Consider the following 21,766-nt stretch of genomic DNA (forward strand, 5'->3'; position numbering starts at 1 on the left):
AGTTCTGCCATTTCTGCGGTTAATTGTTCAACTTGGCTTTCAAGACTGGCAATACGTTCTTCATATTGAGAAGTACGGGCTGATGTAACGGAGACTGGCGCAGCAGAGGTTTCAAGTTCTGTAATATCAACGTCACCACTGAATAAATGCATATAACGAGATTCACGTTTACCAGCTTCACGCGGCAGTTTCACCACTAACGCGCCCTCAGCATTCGAGGCCATTTGTTCTAACAAAGCTTCCACTTGTTTCACATCAGTAAACTCACATAAACGGTTAGTGCGAGTACGGATTTCGCCAGGAGTTTGTGCGCCACGCAGCAATAAGCAACAAGCGATCGCACGTTCTTGATCGCTAAACTGCAATGAGCCAAATTCAGTATTACAAAAGCGATGACGGAACTTAGAAACTCGGCTATTAAAGCCACTTTCATCTGTCATCAAGCGACGTTCAATTAACGCCGTGGTGGCATCCATGACTTCCGCTTCCGTCAATGCCATCACAGGTTCACGGTTACTTTTCTGGTTACAAGCGGTCGTTAAACTATTTAACGTAAGAGGATAATAGTCTGGCGTGGTCACTTCTTTTTCAATCAAGCAACCAATAACGCGCGTTTCAATTGGAGACAATACAATACTCATTCTCTTTCCTCTAACAGGTTAAACAACCTCAATGATCCCAACGATATGGCCTGGAAATTTTACGGCCATGATCACTGATAACAATAATTTGCTTTCGATTGAATTCTAATTCTTGTTTATGCATACCATGCCTAGCATTTTGATACGCTTTCTTAAAACGAAAAGTTATCCCATCCGTCTTATCATTGTCATTTTTATCTATCATACTCATAATACACAAGTTTAAATTACTGATGACTTTATCATACTAATATTGCGTTATTATTAGTAAATATACTGCTCAATTAGGGTTAAAGTATGTTAAAAATCAACGACTATAAATAAGAACACTCACAACTCTCGTTTATTTTGATCTTAGCGCTGTTATGCTCGATAGGGATATGCTTTAATTTGAGAAATAGCACTTATCATTTTTAATTAGGAAATCACATGAACAACGTATTTGAAATCGTCAACCAAGCTCGCCGTAAAAATAAACTAAAACGTGAAATTCTTGATAACGAAAAGAAAATCCGTGATAACCGCAAACGTGTTGATTTACTCGACAACCTAATGGATTACATCAATCTTGATATGTCTCAAGAAGAAATCATCGCGATCATCAAAAACATGAAATCTGACTACGAAGATCGTGTCGATGACCATATTATTAAAGGTGCAGAGATTTCAAAACAACGCCGTGAAATCAGTCGTAAAATCCGTGAACTGACGGAAGCTGACAAACAAAAGCATGCAAAAAAATAAAACACCCAGCACAATTAGGGGCTCTTTTTAGAGCCCTTTCTATTCCCATTTATATAGGAAACTGACATGTCAATAATTCGTTCATTATCACCCATTGCGCTTGCAAGCCTACTTTGCTTTAGCGCTACCGCCTCTGCGGATGTCATTATCAAGTTCCCAAATAATGTCGATATGCTTGCCGTCAATAGCGAAGAACCCGATATTAGCGGTAACTTCTTTGCGAGTGAAAAAAGCATTACTCTACCGGATGGTGTTAACCAAGTCGTTTTTCGCTATACGCCAAGCTTTCAAGAAGGGAATGAACAAGTATCCGTAGCCACTGATGCTATCATTACTAAATTTGAGGCTGAAGATACGACTCTGTATATCGATGTTCCTGAATATCGTAACGCTGAACAAGCTCGTGATTTTGACAAAAACCCAACGTGGAAACTGATTGATGATAGTGGCAACGCCATTCCAGTTGCTCAAGATAAACTGATGAAAAATGGCGTTCAGTTGGGACGTAAATATGATTCAGAATCGGTTGCTTATAACAAGAAAGGTGGGGTTGCGGCGATTACCGCAAGTGCAGCAATACCGGCTGCGGCAGCTGTACAACCAGTGAAAATGTCTGGTGATACACAATATAAAAATACTGAAGAGCAAATGTTGCATTATTGGTTTGATAAAGCTGATGCCAAGACTCAACAACGTTTTGTAGAGTCCATTAAAAAAGCACAAGCAGCTTCTGCTAAATAAAAACACCGTAAAAACCAATAAGGTTGCCAAGTTCAACTTGGCAACCTTATTATTCATCCTTCGATGCGATTTTCTTACCCCATTTTATTTCTATCTTTTATTCCTTATCAAAACTATCCACTACAATAGCGCCCATTGAAGCTGGCATCGCAATAATAATAAGACGTTTAAAGGCTAAAATAGGATCCATTTCGAGGGGGAATTTGTTCAAGCACACCAACACTAGTGCCACAACACATAATGTCAGAAAATACGCCAAGACAATACGCACACCAAAAGCCAACATGCGATGTTTCACATCACTTTGGAAAACACTTTGGTAAGCAAAAAAGCCTAAAATAACGATCGATAAACTAAACAGCATCACAATATTTATCATTGGAAGCGTTCTACTCAAATCCCACGCTTCCTCCGAAAATGAAATCGGCACCGCCAACGTAAACGCACCAATGATCACTTGGCTTGCATCTTCCCAGTTAAAATTTAGCTTCATGCTTCCCTATCCTTTTATGCAAGTGTCAACGTCTATACCATCCACACCACTCGAATGGCTAACAAGATTAAAACCACACCTGAAACTCTATCAATCCAATATGCTTTGCGTCTTAACGTCCCTAAAAGAGCTTGGCTAGAGAGCATAAAAGTAATGATCGAATACCATAAACCATCAACTAAAAATGGTGTCGCAACAATAATAGCTTTACTGCTGAGATCTCCACTTACCGCCACAAACTGGCTAAATAAAGCAGTGAAAAAAAGCGCAATTTTAGGGTTTAAAATAGAAATGAAAAAACCTTCTTTTGCCGATTGAAATGCAGTGCAGCTTTTACCCGACACTAAGCGTTCTGCAATGCCACCTTTCGACTGAATCGCATTCCAACCAAGCCAAGCTAAATACGCCGCGCCAGCATAAGTGATCACTTTGAAAACGGTAGGAAATTGATGCAATAAAATAGCCAAGCCTAAAAGAGTAAATAAGGCATATAAACCAATACCAAAAGCGTGTGCCCATGCGGTTGCTAATCCATTAGAACGGCCACCTGCAAGGCTATGTTTCGCGACCATAGCCAAGCTTGGCCCAGGCGACATCGCCCCTAATAAACAGATCAGTAATAATGAAGTCCAAATAGAAAATGTCATGTAAAGCCTTACTTAATAAACGATAATAACCAAATAGATAACAACTAAATTGAGTGTTAAATCAAGATACTTAGAAGTTGGGGTGACTAAACGTAGCCAACGATTGTTTGTAAAGAACAAAACTGCAGCTTCAAGTAAAAATACTATTAGCCAATTAAACTCAATAACCACAATACAGTCCACCAAATCAAACTGAGCGCCGCGATCACCAAAGAAAATGCGGAGACATTAAGCCATAAGTGAAAGACTGAATTCAGCAATGAGGCGTGATTGTGCATGAAATAAACCGCAATAAACCACACCGCGCACAGTATAACGCCGACCAAAAATGCCCCTTTAAAAGCATGCTTAAAGTCTGTCGTGCTAGGAACACAATGGAAACACACCAGTGATGCCAGTAACAGCCATAATACGTTAAGCCAGCTAGTGGTTGAAAACACCAAAATTTGGCTCAACAACATTGAAGCATGATCCCAGATAAAACGAGCTAAATCGAGTAATGATGGGGTGAATAGACTTCGACGGCTTGATTCCACTAAATGAATATTAAGATGCGTGGCTAAACCCCATAATGCTAGCATTGCCACCAACATAGGCGCGATCGCAATAAAAAACATGCCAATGGACTGATACAAAGAACGTCGATTCCAATTATGCTCCACATAACCTAAACGGCCATCTTGTCCAAATTGGAAAAATTTAATTTTGTGAATTTTATGCCCAAACACTAATGCCATTACCGCATGAGATAATTCATGTAACGGCGTGCCAATCATAGCCGAGGCATAAAACATCGCTTTAGAAAGCGGACGCTGGGAAATTTTACGCGACAAAAGTTGACTTAATCCTTGATGGATAAGAATCAACAACGCTAATGGGCTAAGTAACAATAAGAAAGCAATCGCAAAAGTAAGCATAAAACAACATGTTAAGTATTAGGTTAAATATGGCAGCATGTTATCACGGTTAAGGAATCGGACACTGCCACATTTAACGGTTTAGACACCTATGCTCGAAGCAAGCTTCAATAAAGATGAATATACCCTTTACACTGTAAATCACTCACATGGTGGCGATAAATGGATCAAGGCTAATCCACCGAGTGAGGTTTCCCGATATTTTCGATTCATATCCTTCCCCGTTGCAAACATGGTGGCAATCACTTTATCCAAAGACACCACGCTTTTACTGCTGCGCCTTAAGGACATGCGCGAGGCATTAATCGCCTTCATTGCGCCCATCGCATTACGTTCAATACAAGGAACTTGTACCAATCCACCAATGGGGTCGCATGTCATGCCAAGTGAGTGTTCCATTGCAATCTCTGCTGCGACACAAATTTGTTCATTGGTGCCGCCACATAATGCGGCTAAGCCTGCCGCGGCCATAGAAGAAGACACGCCAATCTCACCCTGGCAGCCAACTTCCGCACCAGAAATAGAGGCATTAGTCTTGTATAAAATGCCGATTGCGCCCGCAATAGCAAAGAAGTCCACCAGCTTTTTCGTATCAAGCTCTTCAATAAAGCGATGATAATACATCAACACAGCGGGAATAACGCCAGCCGCGCCATTGGTGGGTGAAGTCACCACTTGCCCTCCGGCGGCATTTTCCTCACTCACAGCGAAAGCAAACAAATTAATCCAGTCCATAATTTCCATCGGATCAGTGCTTAACTGTGAGCCGCTTTCTAGACGCATTCTTAAATTAGGAGCACGACGTACCACACCTAAACCGCCTTCTAAAACACCTTCGGTTTCAAAACCTCGCTGCATACATTGACTCATCACTTGCCAAATTTGATCCGCTTTAGATTGGATCTTATCCATATCAAAAAATGACAACTCATTACGTAATATCATCTCAGCCAATGTTAAACCATGTTGATCCGCTTGCAGCAACATCGATTCCGCATCATGGAAAGGAAACTCAACTTTAGTACTCTCTTCACTTCCTCTATTTTGCATTTGTTTAGAAGTCAGAATAAAACCGCCACCAATCGAATAATAAATTTCGCTGACAATTTCTTTGGCGTCTTCATCTAATGCGGTGATCACCATGCCATTTTCATGTAAAGGCAAATTAGTTGAGTGAAATTGAATATCTGCAACGTAATCAAACGGGATAGTCTTATAACGATCCGTTTGAGATCCAATCGTTTCAATTGCGTAAAGATCCAATAGATGATCGTCGAGTGCTTTTTTTAAGGCTTGATTAGCAATATCTAATTGAATGGAATCTGGACGATTACCCAATACACCTAAGATCACCGCACGATCAGTATGATGCCCAATCCCCGTGAGTGACAACGATCCATATAAGTCGATACGAATACGGCTAATTTGGGGTAAATAAGGCTGCATCAGTTGGCTGAATTGATAACCCGCAATCATTGGGCCATTCGTATGGGAGCTCGATGGCCCTACGCCGATTTTAAAAATATCAAAGATCGATAACATCTTTACCTCACATCAAATGATAACTCTATTAATTACTATAGCTGGATTTACTCACAGATTATGCTAAATGGCGCATAAAGTTAACTTGAGGGTGATGATATTTTCCGATACTTTGCTTCTAGTTAAATAAACTAGCGCTGGGAATAAAAAGATGGATATGACGGTGGGACAAGTCGCCAAACGCGCAGGTGTGAGTATTGCCACACTGCATTTTTATGAACAAAAAGGATTAATTTACAGCACTCGCACCATCGCCAATCAGCGTCGATATTCCAATCAAATATTACGCAGGATTGCTGTGATCAAAGCGGCGCAAAATGTGGGATTAACGTTGCAAGAAATCTCCGCAGCACTGGCACATTTACCTAAAAATAAAACACCCAAAAAAGAAGAGTGGGAGCAAATGTCACAAGGTTGGCACCAAATGTTAGACGAGAAAATTCAAAATCTACAAACCCTTCAAACCCAACTAGGAAGCTGCATTAATTGTGGTTGTTTATCATTAGACAGTTGTGCGCTATACAATCCACAAGATTCTAGAGGCATAATTCAGGCTGGAGCAAAGCTAAGCGTTCGAACCGTGAATGAAGACTGAAATAAAACTGCCATCAAAATAACCAAAAATTGAAAGATTACTGTCCACAAAGCGTCACATTCCTTGATTAGCATACGTAAAGAATTTACTGACCTAGTCCAAAGGAATCGACTCTATGAAACGCTTGCTAACCAGCACTACGCTAATTGCAGCATTATTTTCTGTACATACGTTTGCCGACAATTCATCTATTCAACCTTTAGTAGAAGCGGCAAAAAAAGAAGGCCAAGTTTACAGTATTGGTATGCCAGACACATGGGCCAACTGGAAAGGCACATGGCAAGATTTAGCCAAGAACTACGGTTTAAAACATCAAGATACCGACATGAGCTCGGCGCAAGAAATCGCAAAGTTTGAAGCCGAAAAAAACAATGCGACAGCCGATATCGGTGATGTCGGTTTTGCATTCGCTCGTACTGCGGTTAAAAAAGGCGTAACCCAACCGTATAAACCCACCACATGGGATAGCATTCCAGATTGGGCGAAAGATAAAGAAGGCCATTGGGCATTAGCTTACACCGGTACCATTGCGTTTATTTCCAATAATAATCTTGTCAAAAACCCACCGAAAACTTGGGATGATCTTTTAAAAGGGGATTACAAAGTCAGTGTCGGTGATGTGGGTGTTGCCGCTCAAGCTAACAATGCTGTTCTAGCCGCAGCTTTTGCAAAAGGTGGCAGTGAGAAGAACTTGAAACCTGCGATTGAATTTTTTGCCAAGTTAGCCAAAGAAGGCCGATTATCGTTTACGGACCCTGGTGTCGCGAATCTTGAAAAAGGCGAAGTAGAAGTCGCGATAATGTGGGATTTCAACGCGCTGAATTACCGCGACCAAATTGAACGTAGCCGCTTTACTGTTAGCATTCCACAAGATGGCTCCATCATTTCGGGCTACACCACCATCATCAATAAATACGCAAAAAATCCAAATGCCGCAAAGCTGACGCGTGAATATATCTTCAGTGATAAAGGGCAAATTAACCTAGCCGAAGGTTATGCCCGCCCTATTCGTACCGATGTCGTACTGCCAAAATCGATTCAAGACAAGCTACTGCCTAACTCTCAATATGGCAACGTTCATCCTGTAGGCGACTTTTCTGCATGGGAAAAATCCGCTCGTCAATTACCCCGTCAATGGCAAGAAGAAGTGTTAATTAACCAACAATAATACCCAATTAAAGAAGTTAAATATTATGAAAAATAAGGTCATCTTAGTGGTTCTCGATGGCCTCAATTACCAAGTCGCCCATGATTGTATGGGCTATTTAAATGGTTTAATTGAGCAAAACCGAGCCACGCTATACCCATTACAAAGCGAGTTGCCTTCTATGTCTCGCCCACTGTATGAATGTTTATTAACCGGAGTTCGCCCTGTAGATAGCGGGATTGTAAACAATCAGATTGTGCGCTTATCTCACCATGAATCTATTTTCAGCCTAGCAAAACAGCAAGGAAAAGTGACGGCTGCCGCTGCGTATCATTGGGTAAGTGAGCTATATAACCAAGCGCCGTATGACGCCGTTCGCGACCGATTTACTCATAATGAATCGATGAATATTCAGCATGGTTGCTTTTATCATTGGGATCACTACCCAGATGAAGCACTCTTTCTGGATGCGGAATATTTACGTCGAACTTATCAACCGGATTTTCTATTAATCCATCCAATGAATATTGACGATACCGGTCATAAATTTGGCTTAGATTCTCGCCAATACCGCAACTGTGCTCGCGGCGTGGATATTCATCTATCCAACTATATAGACGCTTGGATTGGTGATGGTTATCAAGTCATGGTAACGAGCGATCACGGGATGAATAACGACTTATCTCATGGTGGGATCTTGCCAGAAGAGCGAGAAGTGCCTTTGTTTGTTATTGGTGATGCTTTTTCACATCAACCTCATCAAAACAGTGGTCTCCTTCCTGCTGAGATCAAGCAAACTGAAATCTGTGGCAGTGTTTGCCAACTTCTCGGGCTTAAACATAACAAACCTTATTGCTCACAACTGTTTCCAGAAAACAGCTTGCTCACACAAGAAGGATAATGGGGATGAACATAAGCAGTCTTAATATAAACAGTCTTAATATAAACAGTGGCCGAATATGAATAGTCCATCTATCGCCTCACAAACCAAAGATAACCATCAAATGAAAGAAGCAAAATCATACTTTCCAACTTGGTTAGGACATCTAAAACCCGCTTTATGGTTTATCCCTTTTGTAGTGTTTTTCTATCTATTCCAAATTGCGCCAATGATCTGGGTTGTCATTAATAGTTTTATTTACGATGGAGAGTGGTCGTTAGATAACTACCATGAAGTGCTGAATTCCAAATTTATGCTACAAGGCTTTAGTAACAGTATTTGGCTAGCCTCTTGGTCGAGCATATTGGGTTTGCTCATTGCCTCCCTATTAGTTTCATCACTTCGACACCTTGATAACAAAATTCGTAACGGCGTCATTGCCTTCACCAATATGAGCAGTAATTTCTCAGGTGTACCACTGGCTTTCGCATTCATCATTATTTTAGGTGTGAATGGCGCGTTCACTTTATTACTGAAAAAATACGGCTTAATTGATGACTTTAATCTGTACGGTAAATGGGGGTTATTGACCATTTATGTGTATTTTCAAATCCCATTAGCAGTACTGCTGCTCTACCCTGCTTTTGATAGTTTAAAAAGTGATTGGAAAGAAGCCGCCGCTCTACTGGGAGCTAAAACCTATCAATATTGGTTCCGCATTGCCTTGCCCGTATTAGCGCCAGCATTGCTCGGCACTTTAATAATCCTGATTGCCAATGCCATCGGAGCCTACGCCAGTGTTTATGCTTTAACGGGTGGTAACTACAACTTGATCACCATTCGCATTGCGAGTTTGGTATCGGGCGATTTATTTCTAGAACCGAATTTAGCGGCAGCAATTTCAGTCGTGTTATTGGCACTGCTTGCGTTTATCACTCTGATTAACCAATGGCTAATTTCAAGGAGTTATCATGCAAAAGGCTAATCACTCACCACTTTTCCATAATTTTGTCGTGTATGGCATTGTTGGCATCATGATATTACCAATATTGGCTACCCTACTTTATTCTTTTTCATCCAGTTGGGGAGCCACCATTTTACCCAGCGGCTTAACGTTCGACTGGTATATCAAACTGCTCACTGACGAGCGCTTTATCGCCGCATTCGGGCGTTCTTTAGTATTAGGGATTAGCGCATTAGTTCTCAGCGTAGTATTAATTCTACCGACAATTTTTGTGGTGTTTTATTACTACCCTAAACTCGATAAAGTCATGAATATTTTAATCTTGCTACCTTTTGCGGTTCCTCCGGTGGTGTCATCGGTTGGTTTGCTGCAATTGTATGCCGACAGCGCCATTCCTTTAGTGGGCACACCTTGGATTTTAATTGGTACCTATTTCACTATCGCTTTACCATTTATGTACCGAGCCATTTCCAACAGCTTTAGCGCGATTCATTTACACGATTTAATGGATGCCGCTCATCTACTTGGCGCGAGTACATTCAAAGCATTCTTACTGGTTATTCTGCCCAATTTAAAAAAAGGGTTACTCGCCTCGCTATTTATCTCCTTTTCTTTTTTGTTAGGTGAATTCGTGTTTGCCAACATTCTGGTTGGAACCCGCTATGAAACCATGCAAATTTACCTCTACAACATGCGACAAACGAGCGGACACTTTACCTCCGCTCTAGTCATAACCTATTTCTTATTTATCTTTGTACTGACTTGGCTTGCCAGTCGTTTTAGCCAGGGAAAATCATCATGAATATCGATCAAAATAATCATTACGTTGCTATCTCACAACTCACCAAACGCTTTGGTTCTAATACCGTATTTGAGAATATTTCATGTTCCATCAAGCAGGGTGAATTTATAACACTACTCGGCCCCAGTGGTTGTGGGAAATCAACATTATTGCGCAGTCTAGCTGGTTTAAATCCAGTTGATGGGGGCAGCATTCATGTCGATGGAGAAGATATTACACATCAAACGCCGCAAGAACGTGGCATTGGCATGGTATTTCAATCTTACGCGCTCTTCCCCAATATGACGGTTGAAAACAATATTGCCTTTGGTTTAAAAATGAAAAAACTCTCTTCCGATAACATCAAGAAAGAAGTGGCTAAAATCATTCAATTAGTCGACCTAGCCGGTAAAGAACAACATTACCCGCATCAGTTATCCGGTGGCCAAAGACAACGTGTCGCATTGGCTCGCGCCTTAGTGGTTAAACCTCGTATTTTATTACTCGATGAACCACTTTCAGCCCTTGATGCCAAAATTCGCAAGCGCTTAAGGCAACAAATTAGAGAGATTCAAAAAGAACTCAATCTCACCACTATTTTCGTCACACATGACCAAGAAGAAGCCATGATCATGTCTGATCGGATCTTTTTAATGAATAATGGAGAGATTGTTCAACAAGGCAGCCCAGAAGAAATTTACACCCAGCCAGCCAATGAATTTGTGGCAGGGTTCATGGGCCATTACAACATAATGGAAGCTCAACACGCAAAGCAGCTATTCAATATTGATACGACAGAAAAAATCGCCATCCGTCCTGAATCCATTTACGTGGAGGAAAAAGGTCGGCATTATCCCAAACACATCTCCGTACCTTTAACGGCTAAAATACGAAGTCATCAACTACTTGGTAATGTTATTCGCTACCAAGTTGCTCTGGAAAACTGCCGTGATTGCGAATTAACCGTCGATTTATTAAATCGCTCATCTGAACGATTATTGGCTAGTGGCCAACAACTTAATCTGCGCTTTAATCTTAATGAAATTCAACCAGTGAGAGCCTAAACATGACCAAACCGCTATATGTCTTTGATATGGATGAAACTTTAGTCAATGCTGATTGCGCGATGCTGTGGCATGAATTTTTGGTTGAACAGAAAATAGCAACCAATCCAAATTTTATTGCTGAAGACAAAAGATTGATGGGTTTGTATGCAAAAGGTGAGCTGGATATACAAGAGTATTTGAATTTTTCGATTGACCCTATTCGCCATTTGAGCATTGAGCAAGTGTCACAATTGGCCGATCAATGTGTGGAAGAAAAAATACTGTCAAAGATCTTTCCGCAAGCCAACACCTTAATTGAGCAGCTTCACCAGCAGCAATGTACCATGTTGATCATCTCTGCCTCCGTGACTTTTTTAGTGGCAGCGGTAGCAAAACGCATTGGCATTCAATATGCAATTGGTATTGATTTAGTTGAAAAAGATAACAAGTTCACACCAACCATTCTCGGAACGCCAAGCTATCAGCAAGGCAAAGTCACTCGACTGCAACAATGGTGTGACCAACAAAGTGAATCATTTTCAGAAGTGCATTTTTATACTGATTCCATCAACGATTTACCTTTATGTAAATACGCCGATTTTGCTTATTTAGTCAATCCATGTGAACGTCTGCTAGAACAATCGAAAGGAAAACCTTGGAAAATATTACATTGGAATTGATAGCACACTCTACTGATAACACTTTCTATTAATAACACTCGCTCTTGATAACAAGCGCTATTAATACCAAAATTTATCAACACTAAGCCAAACATTGAAAATGCCCATCGTCATCATGGGCATTTTTCTTTATCATACTGGCATGATCTGTATTCAACTTCCCTCACTCGTGCATCGTATTGGTGGCGAGCAAGTCAAACAAGCTAAAGCGATGGCACTCGAATTAAGGTGTGAACTTAAACGTATTCGACGCTCAAGAAATTGGCAGCTTGAAGGACAGTCAGGATCTGTAATGGATTTGTTGATTATATTACGTCAATCTCATGCAGAACCAATGGCCTTTTTGATTAAGAAAATCGATGAGAGCCTCATAGCCACCCAGACAAAACCTGAATCTAAAGTGGCTATATTAGAGCGTTTAATTAGCAATAATCCCGATATCACACTTACTGATCTTATGCTTCAAACTGATTGCACAATGGCGGAAGCGCGTCATGCTCGATTTACATCAGACTCATTTTAATGGCGATCTAGATTCTGACCCGCGTCTAACACTTGAGTGGTTTCGATGGTGCTGTGCTTAATTTCATATTCATCATGTAAAAAGGTTTTAATCGCTTTTTTGACTGTTTCATTGTCAGCAGTATTTAATTTAGCGTGGCCTTCAAAGAAATATTTTTTATCATCAAGTTGCCACACATGAAAATGAGAAAGCTCTTCAACGCCTTCAATCGCATTAAGTTGTTGTTTCATTTTTTCAATATCGATATGCGAAGGCACCGCTTGCATAATGATCAAAATACTTTGCTTTAATAGCAAAACGCCGTGGTAGATAACGTAGATAGAAATACCAATCGTGGCAATTAAATCAATCACATACCATTGGTACAAAATAATTAATGTTCCAGCGATCATCACCACAACCGATGCCATCGCGTCAGACACGTTATGAATAAAGGCGGCGCGGATATTCATATTATCCTTTGCACCGCTGGTAAAGGTAAGAAAAGCGGTGGCTAAGTCGATGATAAGCGCAACACCTGCAACGCCAATCACAATCCAGCCATCAATTGGTTCGGGGTTTAAATAGCGATTAAATGACTCAAAAATTAAATACACGCCGACCACAATCAAGGTTGTACTATTGATCAATACACCAATGATTTCAGCACGTTTATAACCATAACTCATGGTATTTGATGCTGATTTATTACCCACTTTTCTCGCCACCACGGCAACAATCAAAGCGCCCGCATCACTGAGATTATGCAGCGCATCGGCGAGCAGAGATAAGCTGCCCGACAGAATTCCGCCAATCACTTGGACGACGGTTAACGCAATATTAATAATAATAGCGAAGATCAATTTACCCATACTGTCATCTGGCGAATGGTGATGATGGCCGTGAGAATGCCCGTGATCATGTCCATGAGAGTTAGCCATATATCTTCCTTAATGTGAGGGGATTTTAAGTTAACGCTACTCAAAAAATAACGCTAACTCAAGGATATACATGTCTGTATACCCATTGCTTATCACGCTTATTCTTTAGGGCGTTTATGCTTTGGAACATAATTTAACACGGAGATCGGTACGTCTTTAATTGGCGTAAAGCCTTCGACTGTTTTACGTTTGATTAAATGACCGAGACGACTTTCAATCATGCACAAGTTTTTAAAGTCATCACGAGAGACAAGCGATACCGCCTCACCTTTTGAACCAGCACGACCGGTACGACCAATACGGTGCACATAATCATCGGCAGGAAATGGCATGTCATAGTTAATCACACACGGTAAATCATCAATATCGATACCACGCGCCGCCACACCCGTCGCCACTAAATACTTCACCGTTCCCGCTTTAAATTCTTCCAATACTCGTGCGCGTGATGCTTGGTTACGACCGCTGTGGATCGCCTCCGCTGCAATGCCACGTTTTTCCAGCTGCGACACTAATTTAGCCGCGCCATGCTTAGTCCCAATAAAGATCAACACTTGTGACCAATCTCGTTCAGTCAATAGATGCGTCAATAATGCAGATTTTTGGTCTTTATCAACCGTGATCATGTATTGGTTAATGGAGTCTTTTGAGGCGCTATGTTTGGCAATCGAGATCTCAGTTGCTTCATCAATCGCCGTACGGGCTAACTCACGTACAGGGTTTGATAATGTGGCTGAAAATAATAAGTTTTGAATGTTTTTAGGTAAGCGCGCTAGAATTTTATTAATGTCTTCAATAAAGCCCATGTCGAGCATGCGATCCGCTTCATCCAACACCAGCATTTCCACTTCATCAAAATGCACCGAATGTTGACCGTATAAATCGATCAAGCGGCCTGGCGTTGCCACCAAAATATCTACACCATCAATCAAGGCTTGTTTCTGCGGCGCATAATCGACACCACCGTACATGGCCAATGAGGCCAGTTCTAAGTATTTACCATACGCTTGAATATTCTCTTCAACCTGAATCGCAAGCTCACGAGTTGGCACTAAGATAAGCGCACGAATACGTTTTTTACGCTGCGTTTGTCCTTTACTTAACATCTCCAAAATTGGCAATACAAAACTCGCCGTTTTACCCGTTCCCGTTTGCGCTGCTGCGATCAGGTTTTCACCACGCAAAACAACAGGGATCGCTTTAGTTTGAATGTCGGTTGGTTTTTCGTAACCTTGCTCGGCAACGGCTTTTAAAATTGGATTGCTTAATCCAAAAGAAGAAAATGGCATGGGAAATCTCAGTATTGAAGGATGAAACAGAATTAGGTGTAGTGTAGCGGTTTTACGTAGTGGGTGTTATCGGAATTTAATCGCGAAGTAAACCAAGATAGCTTGAGTTAACCAAACGGCTCAAGCTATCACTGGATGAAGAATTAAGCCGCGCGAGGCTGAGTGACTCGCAAGCTGCTGACTATTGCCGCAATCACAGCAAAACTACCGGCCAAAACTAATGAGGCGTGGGTACCATTGTCGTGGAACATATTAAACATTAACGCCACCAACGCCGCGCCAGTACTTTGGCCAAATAAACGCGCCGTACCGAGCATACCACTTGCGCCACCGCTGCGATTACGCGGTGCAGCTGAAATAATAGTGTGGTTATTAGGCGATTGAAACAGACCAAAACCAAAGCCACATAATGCCATGCGCCAGATGATATCTGCATCAGCTGGATTATTTGGTAATAACACTAAACCAAACAGTCCACACGCCATAATGCCAAGCCCTACCCCACCAAGTAAACCCGCATGAAAACGCTCAATTAAATAACCCGACAGTGGCGCTGCGACCATAGTTGCTAATGGCCAAGGCGTTAATAATAATCCGGTTTCCACTGCACTCCGGCCTAAAACGGTTTGCATAAAAAATGGCAGTGATACAAACGCCAACATTTGCGCGGTAAACGAAAAGATGGAAGTTCCCATCGATAATGAAAAGATTGGAATACGAAGTAAATCAATGGGCAGCAACGGAAACGTCATCGATAACTGGCGACGAATAAAAAAGAAACCAATCACCGCAACAGCGACTAATTCAGCGGTAATCAATACATTCGATTGGCCTTGAGAAAATCCACTGATCGCCGAAATTAGTAAGCCAAACGTGAGGGCATTCATAATCGCACTTGGAATATCAAAACGTTGCCCCACTGATTTGTCTTGGTTCGGTGGCAAAAATTTGAAAGCAAATAACAAAGCAATAATACCAATGGGAACATTAACCAAAAATAACCATTGCCAAGAGGCGACCGATAAAATTGCAGCCGCGACTGTACGGCCAGCCGCCGCTGACACCGCCACAATAAAGGAATTAATTCCCATTCCTCGTCCAAGAAAACGCTGCGGGTAAATAAGCCGAATCAATGCCGTATTAACGCTCATCAGCGCAGCACCACCAAAACCTTGCAAGACTCGAGCGAGTGTTAACATTTCCAACGAGGTCGATAACGCACAAAGCACTGAGGTTAAACAAAATACTCCTAAACCAATCTGGTACACCCGACGGTAACCCACCAAATCGCCAATAAAAGACATCGAAAGTAATGAAACAATGATCGCAATTTGATAGCTATTGACCACCCAAATCGATTCCGCCGGGCTAGCATTTAAATCCGCCGCAATGGTCGGCAGAGCAACATTGGATATTGTGCCATCCAGCACTGCCATCGCAATACCAAAGGCGATGGTTACAATGGCACCAAGACGTTGTGGGTTAGGTAGGCCATCAGAATAGGTTTTATCCATTAAGAATATATTCACCTCAAATTTGAAGATTAATCGCTCTGTTTATTAAAGCGAGCAAGAGAAGAGCATCACAATTCTCACCTCATTGTAACAGTATGTAAATCTATAATAGGAAGAAAAAACATACTTTCCATATGCCAAATAACTTAACCATTGGATTACGTTAAAATTAGTAGCCTACATGAAAAACATCATCATTTATCTTGTTACACATGGTAATAATTTCGCCACAGATATTGATTAAATTTAAATTAATTTTAATCTTAAAGTTAATTAATATTTATCCATTATGAACAACGATCAATTAGGCTCAATATGACACAGCGTAAACCATCGACACGCATAGATGGTGAGTTAACTCGCCAAAGAATATTAGCGGTTGCAGGTAAATTATTTGCGATCAATGGGTTTGCAGAAACCACCAATAAACTGATAGCAGAACAAGCTGACGTTGATCTTGCTTCAATCAATTATCACTTTGGTAACCGAAATGGTTTATATCAACAGGTCTTAACGGTCGCACAGCAAGGCATTATTCATTTAGATGAGCTCAGTGTTATTGCGGAAAGCACGGATACTCCCCAAAAAAAATTGTTCAATATCATCCATCTTATTTATAGAAAAGCGATTGATGATAACGAATGGAAAATTCAGTTGCTGGCAAGAGAGGTATCTTCGCCGACCTCTAACTTAGTCGCATCACTTGATGAGAATGTGCAACCAAAGCTGAACATTCTTAGAACAGTGATTCGTGATCTTTCTGGCTTATCTGAAAATTCGCCGCTCTTAACTTTATGCATGATGAACATCATTGCGCCATGCTTAATGCTAATTATTGGAATTAAGTCCAATGGAGAAACTGCAACATCAAGGCATAGATAAACTAGCAGAACAAGCTTACACCTTTGTTTTAGCCGGAATACAGTCCATATCGAAGAACACTACTGGTGAATAAAAGGCGGTTAAATAAAAATGCTATTCCATCATATTTTATATTGTGGCGTGTAATTTTTTAATCTAAATAACAAATAGTTATACAAAATCACTGTCTATAAATAAGTTAGGATGATTATTTCTAAACTGGCCAATCTTGAAATTTAAATACTGACCGTTTGGATGGGTAACACGGAAGCATTAACCCTTATTAGATTTTTTAGCCCTATAGAAACACATCGACCTTACCGTATTAAGTGGTCAACGTTTCTGGGTCATTAAATAAGAGAAAATTATAATGGTTAGCCATTTTTCCTCAGCGTTACCCCCATTAAAACGTTCTATAAACATACTCGGTTTAAGTACGTTGGCATTATTTAGTTTTGATAGTATGGCGGAAACCTCAACTCGATCGAGCGCCTCAAATAACACCAGCAATACTAGCCAGAGTATCATGCTGCAAAAAGACGATCCTATTGATAGTGGTGTCGGTGCACCTGCTCAAACATTTAAACAAACGCCCAAACGCCAAGCAAAAAATACACTTGAAGAAGCATCACCGGGAGCACTGCACAATAAAGAAGCATGGGATCGCGTATTACCTTTTGGTAGCCAGCAAGCTATTGTGAATGGCTATGATTTGCCTTTACCATTTGGTGTTAGCTTCATGTATACCCGTGTTCAACAAGAGCAGCTGATCAGTAATGTCAACGTTGGGTATAACGCCAGACCAGATGGACGGCTCCGAAACGACATTCCGTTGACAAGTGTAAAACCAAGCACTTTTCGGTTTGATCAATTCTCAACCGATACCCAAACGCCACAAATAAAAATTGATGCTTGGGTGCTACCATTTTTAAATGTATTTGCTAGCGTTGGACAGCTTTCAGGAACAACGGAATTAAATCTGGTCTTACGTGATACGAACCACCATAAGATGGAGGTTGATATCGAAGGCCATAGCTATACCGTGGGCGCGATGATCGCAGGGGCAAGTGGCGATTGGTTCTATAGCATGCCGATCAGCTATACCGAGAGCCAAATGAAAAAAGCCGATGTCGAAGGCTATGCACTAAATATTCAACCACGAATAGGCTACAACTTTGAATTAAACCATGGATATAAGCTTTCAGTTTATACCGGAGCAAGCTACATGGACATTAACCAAACCTTATCCGGTGGTTACGTTCCCGGTGATAAAGCCAGCCCCGACCAAGATAGAGATGGTGCTATTTTATTTCAAGTGGATCAAGAAAACGCCGAAAAATGGGCAGGTATTGTCGGCTTTAACGTCAATATCAACGAACACTTCTCAACGGCGTTTGAAGCGTCAGGAATATCGAGCGATCGACGTCAATTCCTTATGATGTTTAATGGTCGTTTTTAATGATTCAAGGTTAATTAGCGATAATCAAATCAAGATTGGCAAGCAGAAATGATTATCGTTGAATAAACGGTTTAACTCATTGATGGGTAAAAGAACAAGCTGAAAACGGCGTAATCTACCATGTAATACTTTTTATAAAACTTTCAAATAAACGTGACGAACATCATAAAAAATCAATTACATGTTAGATCACCCGCCAAGAGCGGAGCTATACTCCGAATATAAAATAAACTCGGAGCTTAATTTCCATGAGTAATTCTACATTTTTTGAAACTGCACAACGATTTGGGAAGTCATTTATGCTGCCCATTGCCGTATTGCCTGCAGCTGGTTTGTTACTCGGTATTGGTGGTGCGTTATCAAACCCTAATACTTTAATCGCTTACCCATTTTTAGACATACCATTTCTACAAGCGATATTGACGGTTATGACTGCTTCTGGTGCAATTGTATTTAGCAACCTACCAGTTTTATTTGCAGTCGGTGTGGCCGTGGGTTTAGCAAAAGGAGATAAAGGTACAGTCGGGATAGCGGCATTACTGGCTTACTTAGTAATGAATGCGACGATTGGAGCAATGCTATCGATTCAAGGTAGTTTGGCAACCAGTAATCTAAGCTCAGTTGGACAAGGCATGCTCCTCGGTATTCAAACACTGGATACTGGTGTATTTGGCGGCGTCATCGTGGGTATTATGGCTAACTTTTTACACGGCCGTTATAATAGAATCGAACTTCCTAAATTTTTAGGCTTCTTCGGTGGTTCACGTTTTGTTCCAATCGTTTCAGCATTCTCTGCCATGATTTTAGGTGCATTAATGTTTGCCCTATGGCCAATAATTCAATCAGGAATTTTTGGTATGGGTAGTTTAATAGAAACGACCGGGTATATAGGAACATTCATTTATGGCTTCACCCTTCGCATGCTGGGCTTATTTGGCCTTCATCATATTTTCTATCTTCCTTTTTGGACAACCGCTCTTGGTGGATCAGAAGTTGTAAATGGCGTAATGGTTGAAGGTACACAGCGTATTTTCTTTGCTCAGTTAGCCGATCCAACAGTACAGCACTTTTTCATCGGTACATCTCGATTTATGTCTGGTCGCTTTATCACAATGATGTTTGGCCTAATGGGCGCGGCGCTTGCTATTTATCATTGTGCCAAACCAGAACATAAAGTAAGAGTTGGTGGTTTAATGTTATCCGCGGCTTTGACTTCATTTCTCACGGGTATTACAGAACCATTAGAGTTTTCTTTCTTATTTGTCGCGCCAATTTTATATTTTGTTCATGCAGTATTTGATGGGCTGGCATTTATGTTGGCACATATATTCCAAATTACGATAGGCCAAACATTCTCAGGTGGCTTTATTGATTTTATGTTATTTGGTGTGCTGCAAGGGCAAGCTAAAACAAACTGGATAGCGGTTCCAATTATAGGCACCGTGTGGTTCTTTTTATATTATTTCACTTTCCGTTTCCTTATTACAAAAATGAATCTTAAAACCTTAGGACGAGAAGATGAATTACAACCCGAATCTTCCGAAATTTCAGGTACAGATAGAGCCACCGCAATCGTTCAATATCTCGGCCATGCAGAGAATATAAAAGATGTTGACTGCTGTGCAACCAGATTACGTTTGACGTTGAATGATGTAACCAAAGTGGATGAAGCTGGTTTAAAATCTACGGGGGCAATTGCAGTTGTTATGAAAGGCAACGGAGTCCAGGTTATCTACGGACCACATGTCACTATTGTTAAAAATGAATTAGAAGAGTTATTAAACCTATGAGTGATTTCTTTACAAGAATAAAAAATGGATTAATTGTTTCATGCCAAGCACTAGAAAATGAGCCACTTCATAGTGACTTTATTATGGGCAGAATGGCGCTGGCAGCTCAACAAGGAGGAGCGCTAGGAATAAGATCTAATTCGGTAAAGGATATTACTGAAATTCGAAAAATGGTCGATTTACCTATTATCGGGATTATTAAACGCGATTACCCAGATTCTAAAATATTTATAACCGCCACGATGAGTGAAATCGATGAATTAATGGAAATAGGACCTGACATGATTGCATTAGATGCGACAAACAGAGTTCGTCCAAACGGTGAGAGCTTAGAGCAGTTTGTTAAGTCTATCCGATTAAAATACCCAAATGTATTACTGATGGCTGATATTGCATCAATCGAAGATGGAATAGAGGCTGATAGACTGGCATTTGATTGTATTTCATCAACCCTGCATGGCTACACAGAGGAAACTAAGGGTTGTAAAGTATTTGCCAATGACTTTGAATTTTTGAGAAATTTACTCAGTAACGTAAAAATTCCCGTGATAGCAGAAGGTAATGTGCAAACGCCAGCTATGGCTAAACGTTGCTTAGAGCTAGGTTGTTATGCAGTAGTTGTAGGAGGCGCTATTACTCGGCCAAAACAGATAACTGAACAATTTACATCTATTATGTAGCCCATCCTTCCTAATAAAAAGCCATCTCTTTAGATGGCTTTTTACTGTAACGTCTCTTTATAATTATAACGCTGATAATCCTTTAACCTTCCTCACCCTCATATCACTTATGCTTTCAATTCCGCTTTTAGGTCTTTCTTCAAAATTTTACCCGTTGCGCTAATGGGTAACTGCTCACGGATTTCAATATATCGAGGGCACTTATAAGCAGCACATTGCTCTTTTCCCCATGCTTGCAACTCATCAGCTTCAATGTATTGATCTGATTTTGAAATCTAACGCCCTTGATTATTCATGGTGCTGCTGTGTTTTCTCGGCAACATTCACATCAATATCTTGAGCTTGTTCTTTTAGATCTGATGCTTTATTTTGTAGCTGTTCTTTTTGCTCCACTAATTGCTCTTTTTTATTTGCCATCACTTGAGCAATATTCGCAAAACTATCGGCTAACTGTTGAGCTTGATCTTCTGTAAATTTCTTCGTCAATGATTGTTGTAATTTTTCTTTTAAGTCATCAATAACGGCTTGTTTATCTTTTTCTTCTGCCGCTTCACGGATCACTTTCACTGAACTTGCGACCTGTTTTAGTTCAGGGAAGACATTCGCTTCTTTTAATGGTGCTAATAGTTTGATGTCTTGTAAATCGGCATTATCGACTTTGTTATCTAAAGTGGAAATCAGTGCATCGACCTTATATAACGTTTGAGCGCCGCGTTGATACAAAGGTGCAATCGCTTCATCTTGCGCAAAATTAGTGATTTTATCGACCGTCATGAACAGCAATACCATGATAATCACGATCGGTAATAACAACCCACTATACCCGTGATCATTGAAGATGCTTGATTTTATCGTTTAACAGGATCATGCTAGCCAACATGAAAATAGAACTATCCAACCAAAAAAAGAAAT

General features: G+C 40.7%; 23 protein-coding genes. 14 read left to right on the top strand and 9 right to left on the bottom strand.

All coding sequences use genetic code 11. The annotated features are described in order from the left end of the window. A partial coding sequence (locus FH976_RS12525) for a YceH family protein (protein ID WP_194091183.1) occupies positions 1-641 on the bottom strand: 641 nt, incomplete at its 3' end. Positions 642-1,070: 429 nt separating this feature from the next. Between FH976_RS12525 and FH976_RS12530 the strand changes: the two genes are divergently transcribed. Both FH976_RS12530 and FH976_RS12535 read left to right on the top strand, forming a co-directional pair. Next, positions 1,071-1,385 carry a DUF496 family protein gene (locus FH976_RS12530; RefSeq protein ID WP_194091184.1) on the top strand — a complete coding sequence of 105 codons (315 nt, stop codon included), beginning with the start codon at positions 1,071-1,073 and terminating at the stop codon, positions 1,383-1,385. A gap of 66 nt (positions 1,386-1,451) precedes the next feature. Beyond that, a complete protein-coding gene (locus FH976_RS12535) occupies positions 1,452-2,126 on the top strand; it encodes a DUF2057 family protein (protein ID WP_194091185.1) in 675 nt (224 codons plus the stop codon). Between the two features lie 97 nt (positions 2,127-2,223). Here the strand turns inward: FH976_RS12535 and FH976_RS12540 are convergent, their stop codons facing one another. The 4 genes from FH976_RS12540 to FH976_RS12555 form a co-directional block, all read right to left on the bottom strand. Continuing rightward, positions 2,224-2,619, bottom strand: a complete 396-nt coding sequence (locus FH976_RS12540; RefSeq protein WP_194091186.1) for a DUF2391 family protein — start codon at positions 2,617-2,619, stop codon at positions 2,224-2,226. Between the two features lie 32 nt (positions 2,620-2,651). Beyond that, positions 2,652-3,266 carry a LysE family translocator gene (locus FH976_RS12545; protein ID WP_194091187.1) on the bottom strand — a complete coding sequence of 205 codons (615 nt, stop codon included), beginning with the start codon at positions 3,264-3,266 and terminating at the stop codon, positions 2,652-2,654. 146 nt (positions 3,267-3,412) lie between these two features. Beyond that, positions 3,413-4,183: a hypothetical protein gene (locus FH976_RS12550; RefSeq protein ID WP_194091188.1), complete on the bottom strand. Its 771-nt coding sequence runs from the start codon at positions 4,181-4,183 to the stop codon at positions 3,413-3,415. Between the two features lie 141 nt (positions 4,184-4,324). Next, the gene (locus FH976_RS12555; RefSeq protein ID WP_194091189.1) at positions 4,325-5,725 is read right to left on the bottom strand and encodes an L-serine ammonia-lyase; all 1,401 of its coding nucleotides are present in this window, start codon (positions 5,723-5,725) and stop codon (positions 4,325-4,327) included. Positions 5,726-5,876: 151 nt separating this feature from the next. Here FH976_RS12555 and soxR point away from each other — a divergent pair, with 151 nt between their 5' ends. The 8 genes from soxR (at position 5,877) to FH976_RS12595 (ending at position 12,341) form a co-directional block, all read left to right on the top strand. Beyond that, on the top strand, positions 5,877-6,320 hold the full coding sequence (gene soxR, locus FH976_RS12560; RefSeq protein WP_194091190.1) for a redox-sensitive transcriptional activator SoxR: 444 nt from the start codon (positions 5,877-5,879) through the stop codon (positions 6,318-6,320). A 115-nt stretch (positions 6,321-6,435) separates the two neighbouring features. Beyond that, complete coding sequence (locus FH976_RS12565) at positions 6,436-7,488, top strand: ABC transporter substrate-binding protein (protein ID WP_194091191.1); 1,053 nt, start codon at positions 6,436-6,438, stop codon at positions 7,486-7,488. Positions 7,489-7,513: 25 nt separating this feature from the next. Continuing rightward, positions 7,514-8,368 (top strand): alkaline phosphatase family protein, encoded by an 855-nt coding sequence (locus FH976_RS12570; protein ID WP_194091192.1) that lies wholly within the window; start codon positions 7,514-7,516, stop codon positions 8,366-8,368. Positions 8,369-8,471: 103 nt separating this feature from the next. Continuing rightward, positions 8,472-9,332 carry an ABC transporter permease gene (locus FH976_RS12575; protein WP_194091203.1) on the top strand — a complete coding sequence of 287 codons (861 nt, stop codon included), beginning with the start codon at positions 8,472-8,474 and terminating at the stop codon, positions 9,330-9,332. Beyond that, positions 9,319-10,113 carry an ABC transporter permease gene (locus tag FH976_RS12580; RefSeq protein WP_194091193.1) on the top strand — a complete coding sequence of 265 codons (795 nt, stop codon included), beginning with the start codon at positions 9,319-9,321 and terminating at the stop codon, positions 10,111-10,113. Before FH976_RS12575 ends, FH976_RS12580 begins: the two co-directional genes overlap by 14 nt. Then, positions 10,110-11,156 (top strand): ABC transporter ATP-binding protein, encoded by a 1,047-nt coding sequence (locus FH976_RS12585; RefSeq protein ID WP_194091194.1) that lies wholly within the window; start codon positions 10,110-10,112, stop codon positions 11,154-11,156. Before FH976_RS12580 ends, FH976_RS12585 begins: the two co-directional genes overlap by 4 nt. 2 nt (positions 11,157-11,158) lie before the next feature. Further along, positions 11,159-11,818: an HAD family hydrolase gene (locus tag FH976_RS12590; protein WP_194091195.1), complete on the top strand. Its 660-nt coding sequence runs from the start codon at positions 11,159-11,161 to the stop codon at positions 11,816-11,818. 100 nt (positions 11,819-11,918) lie between these two features. Further along, positions 11,919-12,341: a ribosome recycling factor family protein gene (locus tag FH976_RS12595; RefSeq protein WP_228767436.1), complete on the top strand. Its 423-nt coding sequence runs from the start codon at positions 11,919-11,921 to the stop codon at positions 12,339-12,341. Here the strand turns inward: FH976_RS12595 and FH976_RS12600 are convergent. The 3 genes from FH976_RS12600 to FH976_RS12610 form a co-directional block, all read right to left on the bottom strand. Then, positions 12,338-13,261, bottom strand: a complete 924-nt coding sequence (locus FH976_RS12600) for a cation diffusion facilitator family transporter (RefSeq protein ID WP_194091196.1) — start codon at positions 13,259-13,261, stop codon at positions 12,338-12,340. The genes FH976_RS12595 and FH976_RS12600 overlap by 4 nt on opposite strands. 98 nt (positions 13,262-13,359) lie before the next feature. Further along, positions 13,360-14,550, bottom strand: a complete 1,191-nt coding sequence (locus FH976_RS12605) for a DEAD/DEAH box helicase (protein ID WP_194091197.1) — start codon at positions 14,548-14,550, stop codon at positions 13,360-13,362. Positions 14,551-14,693: 143 nt separating this feature from the next. After that, a complete protein-coding gene (locus FH976_RS12610) occupies positions 14,694-16,064 on the bottom strand; it encodes an MFS transporter (protein WP_194091198.1) in 1,371 nt (456 codons plus the stop codon). A 315-nt stretch (positions 16,065-16,379) separates the two neighbouring features. Between FH976_RS12610 and FH976_RS12615 the strand changes: the two genes are divergently transcribed. The 4 genes from FH976_RS12615 to FH976_RS12630 all read left to right on the top strand — a co-directional run bounded on the left by FH976_RS12615 (position 16,380) and on the right by FH976_RS12630 (position 20,854). Further along, positions 16,380-16,946, top strand: coding sequence for a TetR/AcrR family transcriptional regulator (locus tag FH976_RS12615; RefSeq protein ID WP_194091199.1), 567 nt, complete (start codon positions 16,380-16,382; stop codon positions 16,944-16,946). Between the two features lie 349 nt (positions 16,947-17,295). Then, positions 17,296-18,384 (top strand): outer membrane beta-barrel protein, encoded by a 1,089-nt coding sequence (locus tag FH976_RS12620; protein ID WP_194091200.1) that lies wholly within the window; start codon positions 17,296-17,298, stop codon positions 18,382-18,384. Between the two features lie 248 nt (positions 18,385-18,632). Beyond that, positions 18,633-20,174 carry a PTS transporter subunit EIIC gene (locus FH976_RS12625; protein ID WP_194091201.1) on the top strand — a complete coding sequence of 514 codons (1,542 nt, stop codon included), beginning with the start codon at positions 18,633-18,635 and terminating at the stop codon, positions 20,172-20,174. Further along, the gene (locus tag FH976_RS12630; protein WP_194091202.1) at positions 20,171-20,854 is read left to right on the top strand and encodes an N-acetylmannosamine-6-phosphate 2-epimerase; all 684 of its coding nucleotides are present in this window, start codon (positions 20,171-20,173) and stop codon (positions 20,852-20,854) included. Before FH976_RS12625 ends, FH976_RS12630 begins: the two co-directional genes overlap by 4 nt. A gap of 288 nt (positions 20,855-21,142) precedes the next feature. On the opposite strand, the gene FH976_RS12635 is transcribed toward FH976_RS12630, so the two are convergent. Continuing rightward, positions 21,143-21,628 (bottom strand): hypothetical protein, encoded by a 486-nt coding sequence (locus FH976_RS12635; RefSeq protein WP_228767437.1) that lies wholly within the window; start codon positions 21,626-21,628, stop codon positions 21,143-21,145. Positions 21,629-21,766 lie beyond the last annotated feature (138 nt).

This window comes from Vibrio hibernica, assembly GCF_015223435.1.
Taxonomy (GTDB): domain Bacteria; phylum Pseudomonadota; class Gammaproteobacteria; order Enterobacterales; family Vibrionaceae; genus Vibrio; species Vibrio hibernica.